Here is a 22,054-nt window from a genome sequence, read left to right as displayed (position 1 = left end):
GCGCTGCGAGGGTTAAGCCTGGGCTGCCAGGCTCACTTCTTTTGCCACCCGTTCCGTTGCATCAGGAATAGCGGTCGCGCGTGCGCGTTGCGCCATCTCCAGTAATGCCTCTCTGTTCCAGCCCGCCAGGGTGGTGGCGACCGCATCGGCGGTAAATTGTGGCTGTTCAAATATTTTCGCGGCGCCGGCTTTCTCAAGCGGCAGCGCATTCCAGTACTGCTGTCTGTCTTTGTGCTGGAACGGCACAAACAGAGCCGGCAACCCGGCGGCGGCAATTTCGCTCACCGTCAATGCGCCAGAGCGGCAGACCACGACATCGGCCCAGGCATACGCTGCGGCCATGTCGTCGATAAATTCCGTCACTTTATGCTGCGGCTGGCCTTCATCGGCGTAAGCCTGCTCAACCATCTGCTGAGCACCTTTTCCGCTTTGGTGCCAGATTGTCACCGCATCACCCAGCTTTGCTGCAACCTGCGGCATCGTCTGGTTTAAAATGCGTGCGCCCTGAGAACCGCCAACGACCAGCACACGGACCGGCCCTTCACGACCAGGCAGGCGCGCATCCGGTAATGGCAGCGCCAGCACGTCTACGCGCACCGGGTTACCCACCACGTCCGCCTTCGGGAAGGCTCCCGGGAAAGCCTGCATCACTTTGGTGGCAATTTTCGCCAGCCATTTATTGGTCAGACCGGCAATGCCATTCTGCTCATGCAGCACCACGGGGATGCCCAATGACCAGGCCGCCAGCCCACCCGGGCCAGAAACATAGCCGCCCATCCCCAGCACCACATCAGGCTTAAAACGCTTCATGATGGCACGCGCCTGACGCCAGGCGTTGAAAATACGCACCGGTGCCAGAAGCTGGGCCTTAATGCCTTTTCCGCGTAAGCCGGAAATGCGAATAAAGTCGATCTCGATACCGTGCTTCGGTACCAGGTCGGCTTCCATGCGGTCCGCGGTTCCCAGCCAGCGTACCTGCCAGCCCTGATCCATTAAATGGTGCGCAACTGCGAGCCCCGGGAACACATGTCCACCGGTACCGCCTGCCATCACCATTAACCGCTTCGGTTGATTCATCGTGAACCTCGTGTAAACGCCTGGGCTTTTTCCAGACGCGTTTCATAATCTATGCGTAACAACATCATGATGGCCGTCGACATAATCAGCAGACTGGAACCACCATAACTGATCAACGGCAACGTCAGGCCTTTGGTCGGCAGCATACCCGCTGCGGCCCCGACGTTAACCAATGCCTGGAAACTAAACCAGATACCTATTGAGCAGGCTAAGAAACCTGAAAAGCGGTGATCGATCTCCAGCGCTTTCCGCCCAATCGACATGGCGCGGAAAGCGACGAAGAATACCATTAATAGCGCTAATACCACACCGATATAACCCAGTTCTTCCCCAATAATGGAGAAGATGAAGTCAGTGTGCGCTTCGGGTAAATACTCCAGTTTTTGTACCGAGTTGCCCAGGCCCTGACCCCAGACTTCACCGCGACCAAAAGCCATCAGCGACTGCGTCAGCTGATAACCGCTGCCAAACGGGTCTTCCCACGGGTTCCAGAATGAGGTCACACGGCGGATACGGTAAGGCTCGGCGAGGATCAGCAGCACAACCGCTGAGATACCCATTCCGATGATGGCGATGAACTGCCACAGCTTCGCCCCGGCCAGGAACAGCATTGCCAGCGTGGTGACAAACAGCACGACCACGGTACCAAGGTCAGGCTGCGCCAGCAGTAAGACCGCCAGCACCAGAATAACGCCCATGGGTTTTAAGAAGCCGCGCAGGTTATTACGCACTTCATCCACTTTACGTACCAGGTAGTTAGCCAGGTAGCAGAACAGAGAGAGCTTGGTAAATTCCGCGGGCTGAATACGCAGTGGGCCAAAGGCAATCCAGCGCGATGCCCCGTTTACGGAGCTCCCCACCACCAGTACGATCAGCAGCATAATGATGGAGGCGATCAGCATCGCGGTACTGTGCCGCTGCCAGAACTCCATCGGCAGACGTAATGTCACCAGCGCCAGACAGAACGCCAGGATGATGTACAGGCCATCACGTTTCGCAAACAGGAACGGATCGTTCGCCAGCCGCTGCCCGACAGGCATTGACGCCGAGGTCACCATGATAAAACCAACCGCCGCCAGTCCCAGCGTGAGCCAGAAGAGCGTACGGTCGTACATGACCAGGCTGTCGTTATCTTTTTGACGAGAGCCCATCACCCAGCCTTTGAGTGCCGCAAACACCCACGCCAGAACGCCAAATCCTGGCAGGCGCGGCATTTTCAGGCGAGGGAGAGATAAACGCATCAGCCTAACTCCTTCGCCAGACGGGTAAAGAGATCGCCACGCTGTTCGAAATTCTTGAATTGATCGAGGCTGGCGCAGGCCGGAGAGAGCAGGACCATATCACCCGGCTTCACGCGAGGGGCAATCAGCCGCATCGCCTGCTCCATGGTCTCGGTTTGCTCGGCAATGTCAGGACGCAGCTCAGCCAGCTCACTGCCGTCGCGACCAAAGCAGTACAAGCGGATATTATTCCCGGCGAGATACGGTTTCAGCGTGGAGAAATCCGCCGATTTACCGTCGCCGCCGAGCAGTAAATGCAGGGTACCTTCAACGTGCAGGCCGTTCAGGGCGGCCTCGGTACTGCCGACGTTGGTGGCTTTTGAGTCGTTAATCCAGCGCACACCGTTGTGCTCCAGCGCCAGCTGGAAACGGTGCGCCAGGCCGGTAAAGGTGGTCAATGCTTGCAGGCTGGACGAACGCGGCAGCCCTACGGCATCCGCCAGCGCCAGCGCCGCCAGAGCATTGGTGTAGTTATGCTGGCCGGTAAGCTTCATCTCTTTCACGTTCAGCACTTTCTCACCCTTCACGCGCAGCCAGGTTTCGCCCAACTGACGGTTAAGATGATAGTCACCCATGGTGATGCCAAAGCTAATGCAGCGATCGTCCGCCCCGCGCACCGGCATGGTCAGGGCATCATCCGCGTTAACGACGCAGACCTTCGCATTTTCATAAATGCGCAGTTTGGCAGCGCGGTACTGCTGTAGACCAAACGGATAGCGATCCATATGATCTTCAGTAACGTTAAGGATAGTCGCCGCGGCCGCACGAAGGCTGGAGGTCGTTTCCAGCTGGAAGCTGGAAAGCTCGAGGACGTACAATTCACAGCCCTTATCCAGCAGCATTAGCGCTGGCAGGCCAATATTGCCTCCCACGCCCACGTTCATGCCCGCCGCTTTCGCCATCTCACCCACAAGGGTGGTGACGGTGCTTTTACCGTTAGAGCCGGTAATCGCGATAACGGGTGCCTGCGCTTCACGGCAGAACAACTCAATATCACCGACAATCTCAACGCCCGCATCGGCCGCAGCGCTGAGAGAAGGATGCGCCAGCGCCATACCGGGGCTGGCGACAATCAGATCGGCTGCCAGCAGCCAGTCATCATTCAGACCACCAAGGTGGCGTTCAACCTGTTCCGGCAGTTTATCCAGACCCGGCGGAGAAACACGCGTATCCATTACGCGAGGCGTCACGCCGCGCGCGAGGAAAAAGTCCACGCAGGAGAGGCCTGTCAGCCCCAACCCGATGATAACGACTTTTTTGCCCTGGTAATCTGCCATGATTAACGTACCTTCAGCGTTGCCAGGCCAATCAGCACCAGCATCAGCGAAATAATCCAGAAGCGCACAATCACGCGCGGTTCCGGCCAGCCTTTCAGTTCATAGTGATGGTGAATCGGTGCCATACGGAAAATGCGCTGACCGCGCAGCTTGAAGGACCCGACTTGCAAAATCACTGAAAGGGTTTCAACCACAAATACCCCACCCATAATCACCAGCAGGAACTCCTGGCGCAGCAGTACGGCAATAATGCCCAACGCGCCGCCCAGAGCCAGTGAACCGACGTCACCCATAAAGACCTGCGCCGGGTAGGTGTTGAACCACAGGAAGCCCAGTCCCGCCCCGACAATCGCCGTACAGACGATAACCAGTTCGCCTGCGTGTCGCAGGTATGGAATGTGCAGATAGTTAGCAAAGTTCATGTTACCGGTGGCCCACGCCACCAGCGCAAAACCGGCGGCGACGAAGACGGTTGGCATAATCGCCAGGCCATCCAGACCGTCGGTCAGGTTTACGGCGTTACCGGTGCCCACGATGACGAAGTAGGCCAGCAGAATGTAGAACAGCCCCAGTTGCGGCATCACATCTTTAAAGAACGGCACCACCAGCTCGGTGGCGGGGGTGTCTTTTCCTGCCAGATACAGCGCGAAGGCCACGCCCAGCGCAATCACCGACATCCAGAAGTATTTCCAGCGGGCGATCAGGCCCTTGGTGTCTTTACGCACGACCTTGCGGTAATCATCAACAAACCCAATGATGCCGTAGCCCACCAGCACGGTAAGTACGCACCAGACGTACGGGTTAGAGGGATAAGCCCACAGCAGTACGGAAACAACGATCGCGGTCAGGATCATGATCCCGCCCATGGTCGGCGTACCTCGCTTGCTGAAGTGCGACTCCGGACCGTCGTTACGCACAACCTGACCGAAGGAGAGTTTTTGCAGACGGGCAATCATGCGCGGGCCCATCCACAAAGAGATGAACAGCGCAGTCAGCAGGCTGACAATGGCGCGAAACGTCAGATAGGAAAAGACGTTAAAGCCTGAATAATATTTGACCAAATGTTCGGCCAGCCAAACTAACATGTCCCGTTCTCCTGTAATGCGTGCACAACCTCTTCCATGGCGGCACTACGTGAACCTTTCACTAACACAGTCACAATTTGTTTTTCTGTCATCAATGCCTTAAGGCGTTCAATCAGCGCGGCTTTATCGGCAAAGTGCTCGCCAACACCGCTGGCATGGCTAATCGCCTGGCTCAGTTTTCCAGCGCTCAGCACGCAATCAATACCTGCCGCTTTCGCCGCGTCCCCCACCTGGACATGACACGCTTCGCTTTCATCACCCAGCTCAGCCATATCGCCCACCACCAGCACGCGATAACCTGGCATCTCAGACAACACCTGCACCGCCGCGGTCATTGAGCCGACGTTCGCGTTATAGGAGTCATCCAGAAGCAGTTTGTTTTCCGCAAGCTGGATCGGGAACAGACGCCCCGGCACGGCTTTTAAATTTGCCAGACCGGTTTTAATCGCCTGATGCGACGCACCAACCGCCATCGACAGCGCCGCTGCCGCGAGTGCATTGGCGATATTATGACGACCCGGCAATGGCAGAAGCACCTCAATGCCCCCGGTTGGGGTATTAAGGGTGAATTCCGTGCCATGCGAAGTCACATGAATATTGGTCGCGGTAAAATCACTGTTGGCCGCGTTCGGCGAGAAGCGCCAGGTCTTGCGGGAACCAATGATCTGTTGCCAGTTAAGCCAGTCATTGTTGTCGGCATTCATAATGGCGATACCATCTTCCGGCAGGCCGGTATAGATCTCGCCTTTAGCTTTCGCCACGCCTTCCAGCGAACCAAAACCTTCCAGATGTGCAGCGGCCAGGTTATTCACCAGCGCTGCTTCCGGGCGCGTCAGTCTCACGGTCCAGGCGATTTCGCCCTGGTGGTTTGCCCCTAACTCGATCACGGCAAATTCATGCTCTTTGGTCAGGCGAAGTAATGTCATCGGCACGCCGATATCATTGTTAAGGTTGCCTGCTGTATAAAGCGTATTTCCGCACTGGCTCAGGATGGCCGCAGTCATCTCTTTCACAGAGGTTTTGCCTGATGAACCGGTCAGCGCGACGACGCGCGTCGGCACCTGCTGACGAACCCAGGCCGCCAGCTCGCCGAATGCCAGACGGGTATCTTTCACCACGATCTGCGGCAGATCGACAGCGAGTTTACGGCTGACCAGCAGCGCCCCTGCACCATTCTCCCTGGCCTGTTGTGCAAAATCATGCGCGTCAAAACGTTCGCCCTTCAGCGCCACAAACAGACAACCCGGGGTCACTTTGCGGGTATCGGTCGTCACGGCCTCGATGGTCAGATCGTGACCCAGCAGCTCGCCCTGCAGTACCGCAGCGGCCTGACTTAAGGTGATGCTAATCATGCCACGACTCCCAGCAGACGCGCGGCCGTGACGCGGTCCGAATAATCGAGACGACGGTTGCCAACAATCTGATAATCCTCATGGCCTTTCCCGGCCAGCAGCACAACGTCGTTTTCCTGAGCCTGCATGATGGCGTTGGTCACGGCTTCCGCACGGCCTTCCACCACGCGGGCGCGGCCTGCATCCAGCATGCCCGACAGAATGTCGTTAATAATGGCGCGCGGCTCTTCAGTACGCGGGTTGTCATCGGTCACAACCGGAATATCCGCGAACTGTTCAGCAATGGCACCCATCAGTGGACGTTTGCCCTTATCACGGTCGCCACCGCAGCCAAACACACACCAGAGCTTACCGGTGCAGTGCAGACGCGCCGCTTCCAGTGCTTTTTCTAGTGCGTCCGGCGTGTGGGCATAATCGACCACCACGGTCGGTTTGCCCGGCGCGCTGAACACTTCCATACGGCCGCATACCGGCTGCAGACGCTCAGCCGTTTCCAGCAGCGCGTTCATCGGATAACCCAGCGCCAGCAGCGTCGCCAGCGCCAGCAGCAGGTTGCTGACGTTAAACGCGCCCATCAGTCGGCTTTCAATTTCACCGTCACCCCATGAGGAGCTAAAACGAATGGTGGCGCCACTGTCGTGATAATCCACCGCAACCGCCTTCAGCCAGCGGCCGTGGCAGTTCGGGTTGATATGGTCTTCCATCGACACCGCAACCGCATCCGGCAGCTTCGCCAGCCAGCGGCGACCGACTTCGTCGTCAGCGTTGATGATGGCCTGTCCGCTATGGTGGGTGGAGTAGAGCAGCCATTTCGCCGCTTCGTAATGCTCCATATCACCATGATAATCAAGATGATCGCGGCTCAGGTTAGTGAATACTGAGGCGGCAAACTTCAGCGCCGCCACGCGGTGCTGCACCAGACCGTGGGAAGAGACTTCCATGGCGGCAAAGGTTGCCCCCTGCCCTGCCAGGCCGGCCAGCACGTGCTGTACGTCGACCGCGGAGCCGGTGGTGTTTTCGGTCGGGCTCACTTTGCCCAACAGACCGTTACCGACAGTTCCCATGACCGCACCGGTTTCACCCAGCAGCTGCGCCCACTGCGCCATGAGCTGCGTGGTTGTGGTTTTGCCGTTTGTACCTGTCACGCCCACCAGACGCAGCCGATCGGACGGTTCGTGATAGAAACGTCCGGCCAGCGCAGAGAGACGCTCGTTTAACTGACTGAGATAGATGACCGGCACCCCGTGCATTTCACGGATTTCACCGTCAGTTGCCTCATCTTTAGCCTCAGCAATAATGGCAGCAACACCTTGCGCAATCGCCTGCGGGATATAACGACGCCCGTCCGCCTGATGACCGACCACCGCCACAAAAAGATCGCCAGAAGCAGCCGCACGGCTGTCCAGTACCATCTCTCGCAGTGCTCGCTCCGGTGCATTAAGCACCCACGGAGCGAGAAGGTCGCGCAAATTACGATCTGCCACCTGTACCCTCGCCTTGATTAATTACAAATTCACTTTTCTCGCCCGTTGCCAGCGCATCCGGTTCGATGTTCATGGTGCGCAACACGCCGCCCATGATGGCCCCGAACACAGGCGCGGAAACGGCGCCGCCGTAGTATTTACCCGCCTGTGGATCGTTAATGACGACCACCAGCGCAAAACGCGGATTACTGGCAGGCGCAACGCCTGCGGTATAGGCAATGTATTTGTTGATGTAACGGCCGTCTGGCCCCACTTTTTTCGCGGTACCGGTTTTGATGGCGATGCGATAGCCTTTGATCGCCGCCTTCACGCCGCCGCCGCCAGGCAGCGCCACGCTTTCCATCATATGAACGACGGTACGAACGATGGATTCCGGGAAGATACGCTCACCTGGAACCGGTGGATCAACTTTGGTAATGGACAGCGGACGATAGACGCCATAGCTGCCAATCGTTGCGTAGACTCGCGCTAACTGTAACGGCGTTACCATTAGCCCGTAGCCGAAAGAGAAGGTGGCCCTCTCTATGTCAGACCACCGTTGTTTTTGAGGATATAAGCCACTGCGTTCTCCGACCAACCCCAAATTGGTCGCCTTTCCAAGCCCAAAACGTGAGTAAGTCTCTACTAACGCTGAGGACGGCATCGCTAACGCCAGCTTTGAAACGCCAACGTTACTCGACTTCTGTAAAACCCCGGTCAGGGTCAATTCGCTGTAGCGCGCCACGTCTTTAATCTCGTGGCCGTTAATACGGTAAGGGATCGTGTTCAGAACCGTGTTTTCATTGACGATGCCACGCTGGAGCGCCGTCATGACCACCATCGGTTTTACCGTGGAGCCCGGTTCGAACACGTCGGTAATTGCCCGGTTACGCATCGCATCTTTTGCGGTGCCGGTAAAGTTGTTCGGGTTATAGGACGGACTGTTGGCCATCGCCAGCACTTCGCCCGTACTGACGTCCACCAGCACGGCGCTGCCGGATTCCGCCTTGTTGAAGGCGACGGCGTTGTTCAGCTCGCGGTAGACCAATGCCTGCAGACGCTCATCAATACTCAGCGCCAGGTTGTGTGCCGCCTGACTGTCCGTGGAAGAGATATCTTCGATAACGCGGCCGTAGCGGTCTTTACGAACAATTCGCTCGCCAGGCTGACCAGTGAGCCATTTATCGAAGCTTTTTTCAACGCCTTCAATCCCCTGGCTATCAACGTTGGTAAAGCCAATGAGGTGAGCGGTTACTTCGCCGGAAGGATAGTAGCGGCGGGATTCTTCACGAAGGTGAATACCCGGCAGCTTCAGCTTACGAATGTAGTCCGCCATGTCAGGGTTGACCTGACGCGCCAGATAGATAAAACGCCCTTTTGGATTGGCGTTGACGCGGGAAGCGAGCTGATCCAGCGGCATTTTCAGGGCATCCGAGAGCGCCTTCCAGCGGTTATCAAGCGTAATGCCACCCGCATCGTGCAGCTCTTTCGGATCGGCCCAGATGGCTTTAACCGGTACGCTCACGGCCAGTGGACGGCCTGAGCGGTCGGTGATCATCCCGCGGGACGTCGACACTTCCTGAACGCGAAGGGAACGCATGTCGCCCTGTCTAACCAGCATGTCAGGGGCGATGATTTGCAACCACGCCACGCGTCCCAGCAGGAAACCCAGCGCCAGTAAAATGCAGCCGCAAAGCAACGCAAAACGCCAACTGATAAAGTTGGCCTGTTCTTCCTGACGTTTTGGTTTAAGCGTTTTTGCCGCTGCTCTCATGCGTCGCGTTTTCCCTTATTTTTGTACTACAATATTTTCCTGAGAAGGATCAACATGCTGCAATTGCAGCTTTTCCGTTGCGATCCGTTCAACCCGGCTGTGATCGCCGAGCGCATTTTCTTCAAGGATCAGGTTTCGCCATTCAATATCCAGCGCATCGCGTTCCAGTACCATCTGCTCGCGTTGCGCAGTTAATAAGCGTGTGTGGTGGGCAGTCGTGACCACCGTGACGGCCGTGACAATGATGCAAATGAACAGACAGAGTGGCAGTTTCCCAAACCGCAAAAGATCGTCGCCGATCACGCCAGGCAAGGCATGGCGCTCGTTGCTTCCTAACGAATCCTTAACTTTGCTTAGGGTCTCTGTCACTCTGCCGATCATGCGTTCGTCCTCTCTGCAACACGCAGCACTGAACTACGGGCGCGTGGATTCTGTGCCACTTCTTCTTCGCCCGGCATCAACTTGCCTAATGCTCGCAACTGACGGCCACCCAGCTTCCTGAGTTGTTCTTCCGTCATCGGCAGCCCCGCTGGAACCTGTGGACCGCGGCTTTGTTCACGCATAAAGCGCTTCACAATGCGGTCTTCCAGCGAATGGAAGCTGATGATGGATAACCGCCCACCCGGGGCCAACACGTCGAGCGAGCTTTTTAGCGCCAGCTCTATTTCCTCCAGTTCACTGTTTACCCAGATGCGAACCGCCTGGAAGGTACGGGTCGCGGGATGTTTGTGCTTATCCTTCACCGGCGTCGCCGCCGCGATCACCTCGGCCAGCTCTTTCGTGCGGGTCATCGGCTCAATGCGATTACGCTCAACGATGGCGCGCGCGATACGCTTGCCAAAACGCTCCTCGCCGAAGGTTTTGATCACCCAGGCAATATCCGCTTCGTCCGCGGTCTGTAACCACTCGGCGGCAGACTGACCGCGAGTAGGATCCATGCGCATGTCCAGTGGACCATCGCGCATAAAGGAGAAGCCGCGTTCAGCATCATCAAGCTGGGGTGAAGAGACGCCAAGATCGAGAAGGATTCCGTCGATCTTGCCCGTCAGGCCGCGCTCGGCAACATAATCAGCGAGCGCAGAGAAAGGTCCATGCACGATGGAAAAGCGTGGGTCATCGATGGTTTGCGCAACGGCAATCGCCTGCGGATCGCGATCGATTGCCAGCAGACGCCCTTCCGCTCCAAGCTGGGAGAGGATTAAGCGCGAGTGGCCACCGCGACCAAAAGTGCCATCAATGTAGATGCCGTCCGGACGAATATTCAGGCCGTTAACGGCCTCATCCAGCAGCACCGTTTTATGTTTGTAATTTTCCATCATATTTATAGAGACAAGTCCTGCAGCCGTTCCGATAATGTCGCGGAATCAGACTGCTCAGCGTCGATATCTTCCTTGACCTGTTGATACCAGGTCGTTTCATCCCACAGTTCAAACTTGTTGAACTGCCCGACCAGCATCACTTCTTTGGTCAGACCGGCATGTTGCCGTAACACAGGGGCAATCAGTAACCGGCCTGCGCTATCCATCTGACATTCACTGGCATGTCCCAATAACAACCGCTGCACGCGGCGTTCCTGCGGGTTCATGCTCGACAGTCGCGACAGCTTTTGCTCAATAATTTCCCATTCAGGTAAGGGGTAAAGCAGCAGGCAGGGGGAGTTGATGTCAATGGTGCAAACCATTTGACCCGTAGCGTTCTCAATCAGCTGGTCGCGGTATCGGGTTGGTACCGATAAACGCCCTTTGCTGTCGAGATTGACTAACGTAGCTCCACGGAACATGCCAGTCTCACCCCTCCTCACCACTTTAACCCACAAATTCCCACCTAAAGGAGTTTACGGAGCGAGGGAAAAGCTTGTCAAGCCAGGACTCTCCCTATACAGGCCCGAAAGGCCTCTATTTACAGAGATAAACAGTCCTGGTTAATAACTGCACAACTGGCGAGGCAAAATTAACGTTATGAATATTTGTAAGAAAAAAACCGAATATGCACACTAGCGTTAAGGCTCACTCAATATCATCGCAGATAAATATAAAGTGTCAGTTTGCGACGCGGGCAGCATTTTATGACAGATTCTCAGGGGATAACAGCGCCAGATTCACCCCAGGGCTCGCGAAACGCGGAGGTTGCCGTGCAAGCTGGCACAGGAGAAGAAAAAACGTCTGAATATTCATCGCCGGAAGAGGGTTTGTAACAAAATAATACAAAGACAGGCATTTAAAATCGTTTAAACGTCCTTTAAAGGAACCCTTAAACGCCAAAATGAATTAAGAAAAATAGCAGAATGTAAATTCGCAAGAATTATCCTAATTTCTCTACGGGAATTATCCCGGCGAATTATTTCGTCAAAAGGGGGCAGATTTCTCCGCCCCCGTCATTTCATTTATGGCGGCTCAAAATTCCGCGATGGTAAAGATTACGTTTAATACGCGTCAGACCCGGCTTCGGTTTACGCGGCTCGTCCAGACTTGCCAGCACAATTTCCAGCACGCGTTCAGCCACATCACGATGGCGTTGAGCCACCGCCAGAACCGGGCACTGGAGGAAGTCGAGCAGCTCGTTATCACCGAAGGTCGCGATGGCCAGGTCGGAAGGCAGTTTACCCTCACGGCGTAAGGTCACATCCATCACCCCCTGCAGCAGAGCAAATGAGGTGGTGAATAGCGCCTGCGGCATCGGGTGCGTTTCCAGCCATTTCTCGAAAAGCTGTGCGGCCGCTTCACGTTCATAGCTGTTGGCATAGAGGTAGTGCACCTCACGGGGATCGTCTTTCCAGGCGGTTCTGAACCCCTGTTCACGCAGGAAGCTGACTGACAGTTCAGGCAGCGCCCCCAGATACAGCACCGTTTCAGCCGGGAAGGTTCTCAGCTCTGCCGCCAGCATCTCGGCATCATCCTGATCGGCACCGACGACGCTCGTGAAATGCTCCCTGTCGAGCGCACGATCCAGCGCCACAATCGGGAATGGGTCGTTCGCCCAGCGTTGATAGAATGGGTGTTCAGGCGGTAAAGAGGTGGAGACGATGATGGCATCGACCTGACGCTGGAGCAGATGCTCAATACAGCGCATCTCGTTGTCGGGCTGGTCTTCCGAGCAGGCAATCAGCAACTGATAGCCACGCTGGCGCGCCTGACGTTCAAGATAGTTGGCGATACGGGTATAGCTGGTGTTTTCCAGATCCGGGATCACCAGGCCAATAGAGCGGGTGCGTCCGGCACGCAGGCCAGCTGCGACAGCATTCGGATGGTAGTTATGTTCACGAACCACCGCCATAACTTTTTCAACGGTCTTATCGCTGACACGGTACTGCTTTGCTTTACCGTTAATCACATAGCTGGCCGTTGTTCGTGACACGCCGGCTAGCCGGGCGATTTCATCCAGTTTCACAATTGCCCCTTAAAAAATGAAAAGAGTCCATGGCCTTGGCAAGGTTATGGTTAAATCTTTTAACATCTAAACGCAGAATAGCCTTCGCGGCAACCGCTTTTATCTCTGTTGTCGGCTGATTACACAAAAAAAAGCCCGGCTTTGGTGACCGGGCAGAAAGAGGCGAACCTTTTAGACAACTAACGCATGATCTTATCGCCGCGTGACAGGCCAACAACGCCCGATCTCGCAACCTCAACAATTTTTGCCACATCCCGCACAGATGCCAGGAAGGCATCCAGCTTGTCACTCGTTCCGGCCAACTGAACCGTATATATAGAAGGCGTAACGTCTATAATCTGCCCACGGAAGATATCCGTGTTACGTTTCACTTCCTCGCGCCCGTAACCGCTGGCCTGGATTTTCACCAGCATGACCTCTCGCTCAACGTAGGCACCCTGCCCCAGCTCGCTGACGCGCAGAACATCGACCAGCTTATGCAGCTGTTTCTCGATCTGCTCAAGCACTTTGGCATCGCCGACGGTCTGGATGGTCATGCGCGACAGCGTCGGATCGTCAGTCGGCGCAACGGTCAGGCTTTCAATGTTATAGCCGCGCTGTGCAAAAAGGCCAATGACGCGCGACAGTGCGCCAGACTCGTTTTCCAGTAAAACAGATAATATCCGGCGCATATCAGGTTCTCTCCGTTTTGCTTAACCACATTTCATCCATACCACCACCGCGAATATGCATCGGGTATACGTGCTCGGTGCCATCAACAATGACATCCATAAAAACGAGGCGGTTATTTTTAACGTGCTCAAGCGCTTCACCGAGCTTCGTTTCGAGCTCTGCCGGATCGGTCACTCGCATCCCAATATGGCCGTAAGCTTCAGCCAGACGAACAAAGTCAGGCAGTGACGTCATGTAGGACTGAGAGTGACGACCAGAGTAGATCATGTCCTGCCACTGCTTCACCATCCCGAGATAACCGTTATTCAGGTTCAGCACCAGTACCGGCAACTCATACTGAAGGGCCGTCGACAGCTCCTGGATGTTCATCTGAATACTGCCGTCTCCCGTCACGCAGACGACGGTTTCGTCAGGCAGAGCCAGCTTGACGCCCAGTGCGGCAGGCAAGCCAAAGCCCATCGTTCCTAATCCTCCGGAGTTAATCCAGTGGCGCGGTTTATCAAACGGATAATAAAGGGCGGCAAACATCTGATGCTGACCCACGTCAGACGTCACGTATGCCTCGCCTTTCGTCAGCCGCCAGATAGTTTCGATCACCGCCTGCGGCTTAATGCTGTCGCTTTGCGTGTCATACTTCAGGCACTGACGCGCGCGCCATTGTTCGATCTGCTGCCACCAGTCACGGATCTCATCCAGCGGCTGGGAAGGCGGCTCCTGTGCCAGCAGATCCAGCATTTGCTCCAGCACCTGGCGGGCATCACCGACGATCGGCACATCCGCAGACACCGTTTTCGAAATAGAGGTGGGATCGATATCAATATGAAGCACGGTAGCGTTCGGGCAGTATTTCGCCAGATTGTTGGTGGTGCGATCGTCAAAGCGCACGCCGACGGCAAAGATCACATCGGAATGGTGCATCGTCATGTTGGCTTCATAGGTACCGTGCATACCCAGCATCCCCAGAGCCTGACGGTGAGTTGCCGGGAAAGCACCCAGCCCCATCAGCGACGACGCAACGGGAAGATTGAGTTTCTCGATAAGCTCCCGAAGCTGCCCTTCACAGGCAGAATTGATTGCCCCACCACCGACATAGACTACCGGTTTTTTGGCGGCCAGCAGCGTTTGCAAGGCACGTTTGATCTGCCCCTTGTGGCCCTGCGTCGTTGGGTTATATGAGCGCATGCTCACCGACTCCGGCCAGACATAAGGAAGCTTGTTCGCCGGGTTCAAGATATCTTTCGGCAGATCGACCACCACCGGGCCGGGACGCCCGCTTGCTGCCAGCCAGAAGGCTTTTTTCAATATCCCCGGGATGTCTTCAGTTTGCTTAACCAGGAAGCTGTGCTTCACAACGGGACGCGAAATCCCCACCATGTCGCACTCCTGAAACGCGTCGTAGCCGATCAGTGACGTCGCCACCTGGCCGGAAAGAATAACCAGCGGGATAGAGTCCATATACGCCGTGGCAATGCCGGTGATGGCGTTTGTCGCGCCGGGACCGGACGTCACTAATACCACGCCTACTTCACCTGTCGCGCGGGCCAGCCCGTCAGCCATATGCACCGCCGCCTGCTCGTGGCGTACTAAAACATGGTCAATGCCGCCTACCGTATGAAGCGCATCATAAATATCCAGGACTGCGCCGCCGGGATAACCGAACACTTGCTTCACGCCCTGATCGATTAACGATCGGACGACCATTTCCGCGCCAGACAACATCTCCATGCTTTGCCTCCAGGCATTTTGTTATAGACGAGCAGCAGAATTCATTTCCGCACCGTCTTACGACTGGGTTAAACCAATCTTATATTTTGCAGAGTGATCGTTACCTTAACCGCTCGTTATGAGGCAGGCAATTAGCAGACCGGGTGAGCTAAACGGTTCGCAAAGCAGAAAAAACAGGTATTAAGGAAGGATATGGTCAATTCATCTGGTATTAGAGGATGAGATGATTAATCATCGCTGAAAAGCGCGTCGATTCAGGAAATCATCTATTTTTGCGAGCCAGAGAGCAGTAAGAAAAAATTCACAACAGAATAAAATAACAATAACAGAGAAAAAACCAGGATAAATCACACGCGAAGATGCAATTTATCCTGATGCGCTTATCGACGGCAAATACTGATCAGCAACTCTTCCATCCACTGGTGCCCTTTATCCCGACCGGCGGCTTCATGCCAGGAGAGATAGCAGGTACGGCTATTCAGCTTGAGCGGCAACGGCAACATTTGCAGTTGTAGTTGACCGGAAAACTCTTCAGCCAGCCAGCGTGGTGCAATAGCCACCAGATGTGTCTGCGAGACCACGTTCAATACGCTGACCATTGCCATTCCCTGATAAGCAACGCTTGCCTGTTTATCCGCCGTGTCATACCACGGCAGGCTAAAGGAAGCATATCTGTCGAGCGCAACAACAGCATGCTGCTCGCTATAAACGTCACTTTCCCGAAGCGGAGAATTGAGTCGGGGGTGTTTTTTACTGGCGACCAACACCATTTCATCTTTAAAGAGCGGAACGCAAGAAAATTCAGGACGTCGAAATTCTTCATATCCCAGAACGAACTCGGTCTCCTGGTAGCGTAACTGATGCTCGGTGTTTTGATTTAAGGATGATTTAAAAACCAGATGGATATTGGGAGCGATCTCTTCAACTTTATTATAAATAATCGACGTCAAATAATTATCTAACGGACTGCAAACACAAAGATTGAATACACGCTCACTGCTTAAAGGTTCAAAGCCTGACCCTGGCAGCTCGTTCTGAACCAGCTGCAACGCCTGACGGATAGAGCCGAATAACTGGAATGCCCGTGCGGTAGGCTGTATTCCTCTCCCGTAACGAACGAATAACTCGTCGTTAAACATAACCTTAAGTCTGGCAACAGCATTACTGACCGCGGGCTGAGACATCCCCAACGTATGGGCCGCCCGGGTGATATTCTGCTCCTGCATGACAGCATCAAATACCGTGAGCAGATTAAGGTCCACCGTACGTAACTGCGGTTTAATCCCATCAGTAGTTTGAGGTTGTTTAATATTAATTTCTGGCACTTCTGACTCCACTGTCACGCTACACTCCCTTTGCCAACGTACTGTAATAATTCCGAAGAATATGATTTACCATGCATATACGATCAGCGAAAGAGAATTATTTTAAATTCGGAAAATATAAAGAACAGTTTAGCGAAAATGACTTTTCGCCACTGACAAACGATAAAATAAACACCACTGCAAATGATATGCTTCACTTTAGGATTTGAATGAAACCATAAACTAGACCAATATACAATCGCCAGCGAGTTAATGATGTCTTAAGTATTATTAAACTGTTATTGCAACCCCGATTAAATAAGTTAACAGTCTGTAATAACCATAAGAACTCCGAAGTGATAAAAAACATTCACCGCATTTATAACTTAATGATATCAAACCCATTTGCGTCCCACACAATTGGGTAGCGAACTTTTAATTTATTCATCACAATTATATTCAATTATTTCTGCAACCTTTTTCTCAGTCCAAAATTAGACAATTTGTAGGGTCGGAAAAGCAAAACCCAGCACAATTAGCTAAAGCACATATCCTGTCAACCTAGCCAGCCGGGTGCGTTTTTGCCTGCAGGGGTTGACATGCACAGTCGTATCCAGTACCACTAAAAGCATATTGAATTTAACGGAGCACGATTCATGATTCGCACCATTCGTTTCACCGGTCTACTACTACTAAACGCATCCACTGTGCGCGGTAGACTGGCGGGCGAAATTCAGCGTTGAATCGTCACCAGTAAGACTAAAAACCCGCGCCACTGCGCGGGTTTTTTTATGCTCGTAGCAAGGCGCCCTAAGACTGACAAGGACCTAACCCATGAGCCAGCAAGTCATTATTTTCGATACAACTTTACGTGACGGTGAACAGGCATTACAGGCAAGCCTGAGTGTGAAAGAGAAACTGCAGATCGCGCTGGCTCTCGAACGTATGGGTGTCGACGTGATGGAGGTCGGTTTCCCTGTCTCTTCTCCGGGTGACTTCGAATCCGTGCAGACCATAGCGCGTACCATTAAGAACAGCCGCGTCTGTGGCCTGGCACGCTGTGTGGAAAAAGATATCGATGTTGCGGCCGAGTCGTTGAAGGTTGCCGAAGCATTCCGTATTCATACCTTTATTGCTACCTCTCCTATGCACATTGCCACCAAGCTGCGCAGCACGCTGGATGAGGTCATTGAGCGCGCGGTCTACATGGTCAAACGTGCCCGTAACTACACGGATGACGTTGAATTCTCCTGTGAAGATGCAGGCCGTACGCCGATTGAAGATTTGGCGCGCGTGGTGGAAGCTGCCATCAATGCGGGCGCTAAAACCATCAACATCCCGGACACTGTCGGCTACACCATGCCGTTTGAGTTCTCCAACATCATTACCGGTCTGTATGAACGCGTACCAAACATTGATCAAGCGATTATCTCCGTACATACCCACGATGACCTGGGGCTGGCCGTTGGCAACGCCATCGCTGCGGTGCACGCCGGTGCACGTCAGGTAGAAGGCGCGATGAACGGCATCGGTGAACGTGCGGGTAACTGTTCACTGGAAGAAGTGATCATGGCGATCAAAGTGCGCAAAGACATCATGAATGTGCATACCCGCATCAATCACAACGAAATCTGGCGTACCAGCCAGACCGTCAGCCAGATCTGCAACATGCCCATCCCGGCTAACAAGGCGATTGTGGGTACCGGCGCTTTTGCGCACTCCTCAGGTATTCATCAGGATGGCGTGCTGAAAAACCGTGAAAACTACGAAATCATGACCCCGGAATCCATCGGCCTGAACCAGGTTCAGTTGAACCTGACCTCCCGTTCCGGTCGTGCGGCGGTGAAACACCGTATGGAAGAGATGGGTTATAAGGACAGCGATTACAACATGGATCAGCTGTACGACGCCTTCCTGAAGCTGGCCGATAAAAAAGGTCAGGTATTCGACTATGACCTGGAAGCGCTGGCCTTCATCAATAAACAGCAGGAAGAGCCTGAGCACTTCCGCCTCGATTACTTCAGCGTGCAGTCAGGCTCCAGCGACATTGCGACTGCCTCGGTCAAACTGGCCTGTGGCGAAGACATTAAGGCCGAAGCGGCAAACGGCAATGGCCCGGTTGATGCCATTTACCGCGCAATTAACCGCGTCACCGAATACGACGTAGAGCTGGTGAAATATGACCTGACAGCCAAGGGCCACGGTGAGAATGCCCTGGGTCAGGTTGATATCGTGGTCACCCACAATGGCCGTCGTTTCCACGGTGTGGGCCTGGCGACGGATATTGTTGAATCCTCCGCGAAGGCGATGGTCCACGTGCTGAACAACATCTGGCGCGCCGCTGAAGTTGAAAAAGAGTTGCAACGCAAAGCTCAGAATAAAGAGAACAACAAGGAAACCGTGTAATGTCGAAGAATTACCATATTGCTGTGTTACCGGGTGACGGTATTGGCCCGGAAGTGATGGCACAGGCGCTGAAAGTACTGGAAGCCGTTCGTTCACGTTTTGCGATGAAAATCTCCACCAGCCACTATGATGTGGGCGGTATCGCCATCGATAATCACGGTACTCCGCTGCCAAAAGCGACCGTTGAAGGGTGTGAAAATGCGGATGCAGTGCTGTTTGGCTCCGTGGGTGGCCCTAAATGGGAACACCTGCCGCCCGCCGGGCAGCCTGAGCGCGGCGCGCTGCTGCCACTGCGTAAACATTTTAAATTGTTCAGCAACCTGCGTCCGGCGAAGCTGTACCAGGGGCTGGAAACGTTCTGTCCGCTGCGTGCAGATATCGCGGCTAACGGCTTTGACATCCTGTGCGTGCGTGAACTGACCGGCGGGATCTACTTCGGGCAGCCTAAAGGGCGCGAAGGCAGCGGTCAGCATGAAAAAGCCTTTGATACTGAGGTCTATCACCGTTTTGAAATTGAACGTATCGCCCATATCGCCTTTGAGTCGGCGCGCAAACGCCGCCATAAAGTGACGTCTATCGATAAAGCGAACGTTCTGCAGTCTTCTATTTTGTGGCGTGAAATCGTCAGTGAAGTCGCGAAACAGTATCCGGATGTCGAACTGTCCCATATGTACATCGACAACGCGACCATGCAGCTGATTAAAGATCCGTCGCAGTTTGACGTTCTGCTGTGTTCCAACCTGTTCGGCGATATTCTCTCGGACGAGTGCGCAATGATCACAGGCTCTATGGGGATGTTGCCATCAGCCAGCCTCAATGAAGAGGGATTTGGCCTGTACGAACCTGCTGGCGGCTCCGCGCCCGATATCGCCGGCAAAAACATTGCCAACCCGATTGCGCAGATCCTCTCCCTGGCCTTGCTGTTGCGCTACAGCCTTGATGCCGGTGATGCAGCAACCGCAATTGAAAACGCCATTAACCGTGCGTTAGAAGAAGGTGTCCGTACCGGTGATTTAGCACGCGGCACGGCGGCAGTCAGTACCGATGAAATGGGCGACATTATTGCCCGCTATGTCGCTGAAGGGGTGTAATCATGGCGAAAACGTTATATGAAAAATTGTTTGATGCGCACGTAGTTTACGAGGCACCAAACGAAACCCCACTGTTGTATATCGATCGCCATCTGGTGCACGAGGTTACCTCCCCTCAGGCATTCGACGGACTGCGTGCGCATAAGCGCCCGGTGCGCCAGCCAGGTAAAACCTTCGCGACAATGGATCACAACGTCTCCACGCAAACCAAAGATATCAATGCGTCGGGTGAAATGGCGCGTATCCAGATGCAGGAGCTGATCAAAAACTGCAATGAATTTGGCGTCGAGCTCTACGATCTGAACCACCCGTATCAGGGTATCGTCCACGTGATGGGGCCAGAACAGGGCATCACCCTGCCAGGCATGACCATTGTCTGCGGTGACTCCCACACGGCCACCCACGGCGCGTTTGGGGCCCTGGCGTTCGGTATTGGTACCTCTGAAGTTGAACATGTTCTGGCGACGCAGACCCTGAAACAGGGCCGCGCCAAAACCATGAAGATTGAAGTGAAAGGCAAAGCGGCCCCGGGCATTACCGCCAAAGACATCGTGCTGGCCATCATCGGTAAAACCGGCAGCGCAGGCGGCACCGGTCACGTGGTTGAATTCTGCGGTGAAGCCATCCAGGCACTGAGCATGGAGGGCCGTATGACGCTCTGCAACATGGCCATTGAGATGGGGGCAAAAGCAGGCCTGGTCGCGCCAGACGAAACAACCTTCAGCTATGTAAAGGGCCGTCTGCACGCGCCGAAAGACCAGGATTTTATTGAGGCAGTTGCGTACTGGAAAACCCTGAAAACCGACGATGGTGCGACGTTTGACACCGTGGTTACGCTGCAGGCGGAAGACATTGCGCCACAGGTCACCTGGGGAACCAACCCGGGCCAGGTGATTTCCGTTAACGATAACATTCCTGACCCGGCCTCTTTCAGCGATCCGGTCGAGCGCGCCAGTGCGGAAAAAGCGCTGGCCTATATGGGTCTGAAGCCAGGCATTCCGTTGACTGACGTGACCATTGATAAAGTGTTTATCGGCTCCTGCACCAACTCCCGTATCGAAGATTTGCGCGCGGCGGCCGAGATTGCCAAAGGCCGTAAAGTGGCACCGGGCGTTCAGGCGCTGGTTGTGCCGGGCTCTGGCCCGGTGAAAGCCCAGGCGGAAGCTGAAGGCCTGGATAAGATCTTTATCGAAGCGGGCTTCGAATGGCGCCTGCCTGGCTGCTCCATGTGCCTGGCCATGAACAATGACCGCCTGAATCCTGGCGAGCGTTGTGCCTCCACCAGTAACCGTAACTTTGAAGGCCGTCAGGGCCGCGGTGGGCGTACTCACCTGGTCAGCCCGGCAATGGCCGCCGCTGCGGCAGTGACCGGTCATTTCGCCGATATTCGCAGCCTGAAATAAGGAGACAATCATGGCAGAGAAATTTACCCAACATACGGGCCGGGTTGTCCCACTGGACGCCGCTAACGTCGACACTGACGCCATCATTCCAAAGCAGTTTTTGCAGAAGGTGACACGTACCGGGTTTGGCGCGCATCTGTTTAACGACTGGCGCTTCCTGGATGACAAAGGCGAAGTGCCCAATCCCGAGTTCGTGCTGAACTTCCCGGAGTTTAAAGGCGCATCGATTCTGCTGGCGCGTGAAAACTTTGGCTGCGGCTCTTCCCGTGAACATGCACCCTGGGCGCTCACCGACTACGGGTTCAAAGTGGTTATCGCCCCAAGCTTTGCCGATATCTTCTACGGCAACAGCTTTAATAACCAGCTGCTGCCGGTGACGCTGAGCGATGCGCAGGTAGACGAATTGTTCGCCCTGGTGAAGGCAAATCCTGGGATTTCGTTTGAAGTGGATCTGGAAGCGGAAGTGGTGAAAGCGGGTGATAAATCCTACAGCTTCAGCATTGACGCCTTTCGTCGTCACTGCATGCTGAATGGCCTGGACAGTATTGGCCTGACGCTGCAGCACGAAGATGCCATCTCCGCCTATGAGCAAAAACAGCCTGCGTTTATGGGGTAGGCTGCGTACCATCCCGGTGAAGATCAACATCGTCCAACAAAATGGTGCAGTACACCCTCAGTGTTAATTGATGTGGGCCTCATCACTGTTTGCCTCTTGCGTCAGCCTGAGGCAAACAGCCTCGGCTGACGCCACGCGCTCT

The 22,054-nt window shown here is 54.6% G+C and carries 19 protein-coding genes; 5 read left to right on the top strand and 14 right to left on the bottom strand.

Annotated elements, in window-relative coordinates:
- Positions 1 to 12: 12 nt before the first annotated feature.
- From murG to leuO, 14 genes are all read right to left on the bottom strand, one after another.
- Positions 13 to 1,077 (bottom strand): undecaprenyldiphospho-muramoylpentapeptide beta-N-acetylglucosaminyltransferase, encoded by a 1,065-nt coding sequence (murG, locus tag ACMGG3_RS21890; protein WP_020882577.1) that lies wholly within the window; start codon positions 1,075 to 1,077, stop codon positions 13 to 15.
- On the bottom strand, positions 1,074 to 2,318 hold the full coding sequence (gene ftsW / locus ACMGG3_RS21885) for a cell division protein FtsW (RefSeq protein WP_014168628.1): 1,245 nt from the start codon (positions 2,316 to 2,318) through the stop codon (positions 1,074 to 1,076). Before ftsW ends, murG begins: the two co-directional genes overlap by 4 nt.
- Positions 2,318 to 3,634, bottom strand: coding sequence for a UDP-N-acetylmuramoyl-L-alanine--D-glutamate ligase (murD, locus tag ACMGG3_RS21880; RefSeq protein WP_025205419.1), 1,317 nt, complete (start codon positions 3,632 to 3,634; stop codon positions 2,318 to 2,320). Before murD ends, ftsW begins: the two co-directional genes overlap by 1 nt.
- A gap of 2 nt (positions 3,635 to 3,636) precedes the next feature.
- Positions 3,637 to 4,719 (bottom strand): phospho-N-acetylmuramoyl-pentapeptide-transferase, encoded by a 1,083-nt coding sequence (mraY, locus tag ACMGG3_RS21875; protein WP_008501985.1) that lies wholly within the window; start codon positions 4,717 to 4,719, stop codon positions 3,637 to 3,639.
- On the bottom strand, positions 4,713 to 6,071 hold the full coding sequence (gene murF / locus ACMGG3_RS21870; RefSeq protein ID WP_014168626.1) for a UDP-N-acetylmuramoyl-tripeptide--D-alanyl-D-alanine ligase: 1,359 nt from the start codon (positions 6,069 to 6,071) through the stop codon (positions 4,713 to 4,715). Before murF ends, mraY begins: the two co-directional genes overlap by 7 nt.
- Positions 6,068 to 7,555 carry a UDP-N-acetylmuramoyl-L-alanyl-D-glutamate--2,6-diaminopimelate ligase gene (gene murE, locus ACMGG3_RS21865; protein ID WP_324285210.1) on the bottom strand — a complete coding sequence of 496 codons (1,488 nt, stop codon included), beginning with the start codon at positions 7,553 to 7,555 and terminating at the stop codon, positions 6,068 to 6,070. Before murE ends, murF begins: the two co-directional genes overlap by 4 nt.
- Positions 7,542 to 9,308 carry a peptidoglycan glycosyltransferase FtsI gene (locus tag ACMGG3_RS21860; protein WP_014168624.1) on the bottom strand — a complete coding sequence of 589 codons (1,767 nt, stop codon included), beginning with the start codon at positions 9,306 to 9,308 and terminating at the stop codon, positions 7,542 to 7,544. Before ACMGG3_RS21860 ends, murE begins: the two co-directional genes overlap by 14 nt.
- Before the next feature lie 15 nt (positions 9,309 to 9,323).
- On the bottom strand, positions 9,324 to 9,689 hold the full coding sequence (gene ftsL, locus ACMGG3_RS21855) for a cell division protein FtsL (RefSeq protein ID WP_008501989.1): 366 nt from the start codon (positions 9,687 to 9,689) through the stop codon (positions 9,324 to 9,326).
- Positions 9,686 to 10,627 (bottom strand): 16S rRNA (cytosine(1402)-N(4))-methyltransferase RsmH, encoded by a 942-nt coding sequence (gene rsmH, locus ACMGG3_RS21850; RefSeq protein WP_014168623.1) that lies wholly within the window; start codon positions 10,625 to 10,627, stop codon positions 9,686 to 9,688. The genes ftsL and rsmH overlap by 4 nt, the downstream gene beginning before the upstream one ends.
- Before the next feature lie 2 nt (positions 10,628 to 10,629).
- A complete protein-coding gene (gene mraZ / locus ACMGG3_RS21845) occupies positions 10,630 to 11,088 on the bottom strand; it encodes a division/cell wall cluster transcriptional repressor MraZ (RefSeq protein ID WP_025205427.1) in 459 nt (152 codons plus the stop codon).
- A gap of 599 nt (positions 11,089 to 11,687) precedes the next feature.
- Complete coding sequence (gene cra, locus ACMGG3_RS21840) at positions 11,688 to 12,695, bottom strand: catabolite repressor/activator (protein WP_014168621.1); 1,008 nt, start codon at positions 12,693 to 12,695, stop codon at positions 11,688 to 11,690.
- 179 nt (positions 12,696 to 12,874) lie between these two features.
- On the bottom strand, positions 12,875 to 13,366 hold the full coding sequence (ilvN, locus tag ACMGG3_RS21835; RefSeq protein ID WP_003856371.1) for an acetolactate synthase small subunit: 492 nt from the start codon (positions 13,364 to 13,366) through the stop codon (positions 12,875 to 12,877).
- A 1-nt stretch (position 13,367) separates the two neighbouring features.
- A complete protein-coding gene (ilvI, locus tag ACMGG3_RS21830; protein WP_014168620.1) occupies positions 13,368 to 15,092 on the bottom strand; it encodes an acetolactate synthase 3 large subunit in 1,725 nt (574 codons plus the stop codon).
- A gap of 380 nt (positions 15,093 to 15,472) precedes the next feature.
- Positions 15,473 to 16,417: a transcriptional regulator LeuO gene (gene leuO, locus ACMGG3_RS21825; protein ID WP_032669418.1), complete on the bottom strand. Its 945-nt coding sequence runs from the start codon at positions 16,415 to 16,417 to the stop codon at positions 15,473 to 15,475.
- A gap of 635 nt (positions 16,418 to 17,052) precedes the next feature.
- On the opposite strand from leuO, the gene leuL reads away from it, so the two are divergent.
- From leuL to leuD, 5 genes are all read left to right on the top strand, one after another.
- Positions 17,053 to 17,139, top strand: a complete 87-nt coding sequence (gene leuL / locus ACMGG3_RS21820; protein ID WP_071530973.1) for a leu operon leader peptide — start codon at positions 17,053 to 17,055, stop codon at positions 17,137 to 17,139.
- 91 nt (positions 17,140 to 17,230) lie between these two features.
- Positions 17,231 to 18,802, top strand: coding sequence for a 2-isopropylmalate synthase (gene leuA, locus ACMGG3_RS21815; RefSeq protein ID WP_014168617.1), 1,572 nt, complete (start codon positions 17,231 to 17,233; stop codon positions 18,800 to 18,802).
- The gene (leuB, locus tag ACMGG3_RS21810) at positions 18,802 to 19,893 is read left to right on the top strand and encodes a 3-isopropylmalate dehydrogenase (RefSeq protein WP_020882572.1); all 1,092 of its coding nucleotides are present in this window, start codon (positions 18,802 to 18,804) and stop codon (positions 19,891 to 19,893) included. The genes leuA and leuB overlap by 1 nt, the downstream gene beginning before the upstream one ends.
- Positions 19,894 to 19,895: 2 nt before the next feature.
- Entirely contained in the window at positions 19,896 to 21,296 is a 1,401-nt protein-coding gene (gene leuC / locus ACMGG3_RS21805; protein WP_020882571.1) for a 3-isopropylmalate dehydratase large subunit, read from the top strand.
- A 10-nt stretch (positions 21,297 to 21,306) separates the two neighbouring features.
- The gene (gene leuD, locus ACMGG3_RS21800) at positions 21,307 to 21,912 is read left to right on the top strand and encodes a 3-isopropylmalate dehydratase small subunit (protein WP_014168614.1); all 606 of its coding nucleotides are present in this window, start codon (positions 21,307 to 21,309) and stop codon (positions 21,910 to 21,912) included.
- The last annotated feature ends 142 nt before the right edge of the window (positions 21,913 to 22,054 follow it).

Origin of the sequence: Enterobacter sp. BNK-18, assembly GCF_047456135.1 — a bacterium.
GTDB lineage: Bacteria > Pseudomonadota > Gammaproteobacteria > Enterobacterales > Enterobacteriaceae > Enterobacter > Enterobacter ludwigii.
The sequence above is the reverse complement of the archived record's forward strand: the minus strand, read 5'-3'. Positions and strand labels throughout refer to the sequence as shown.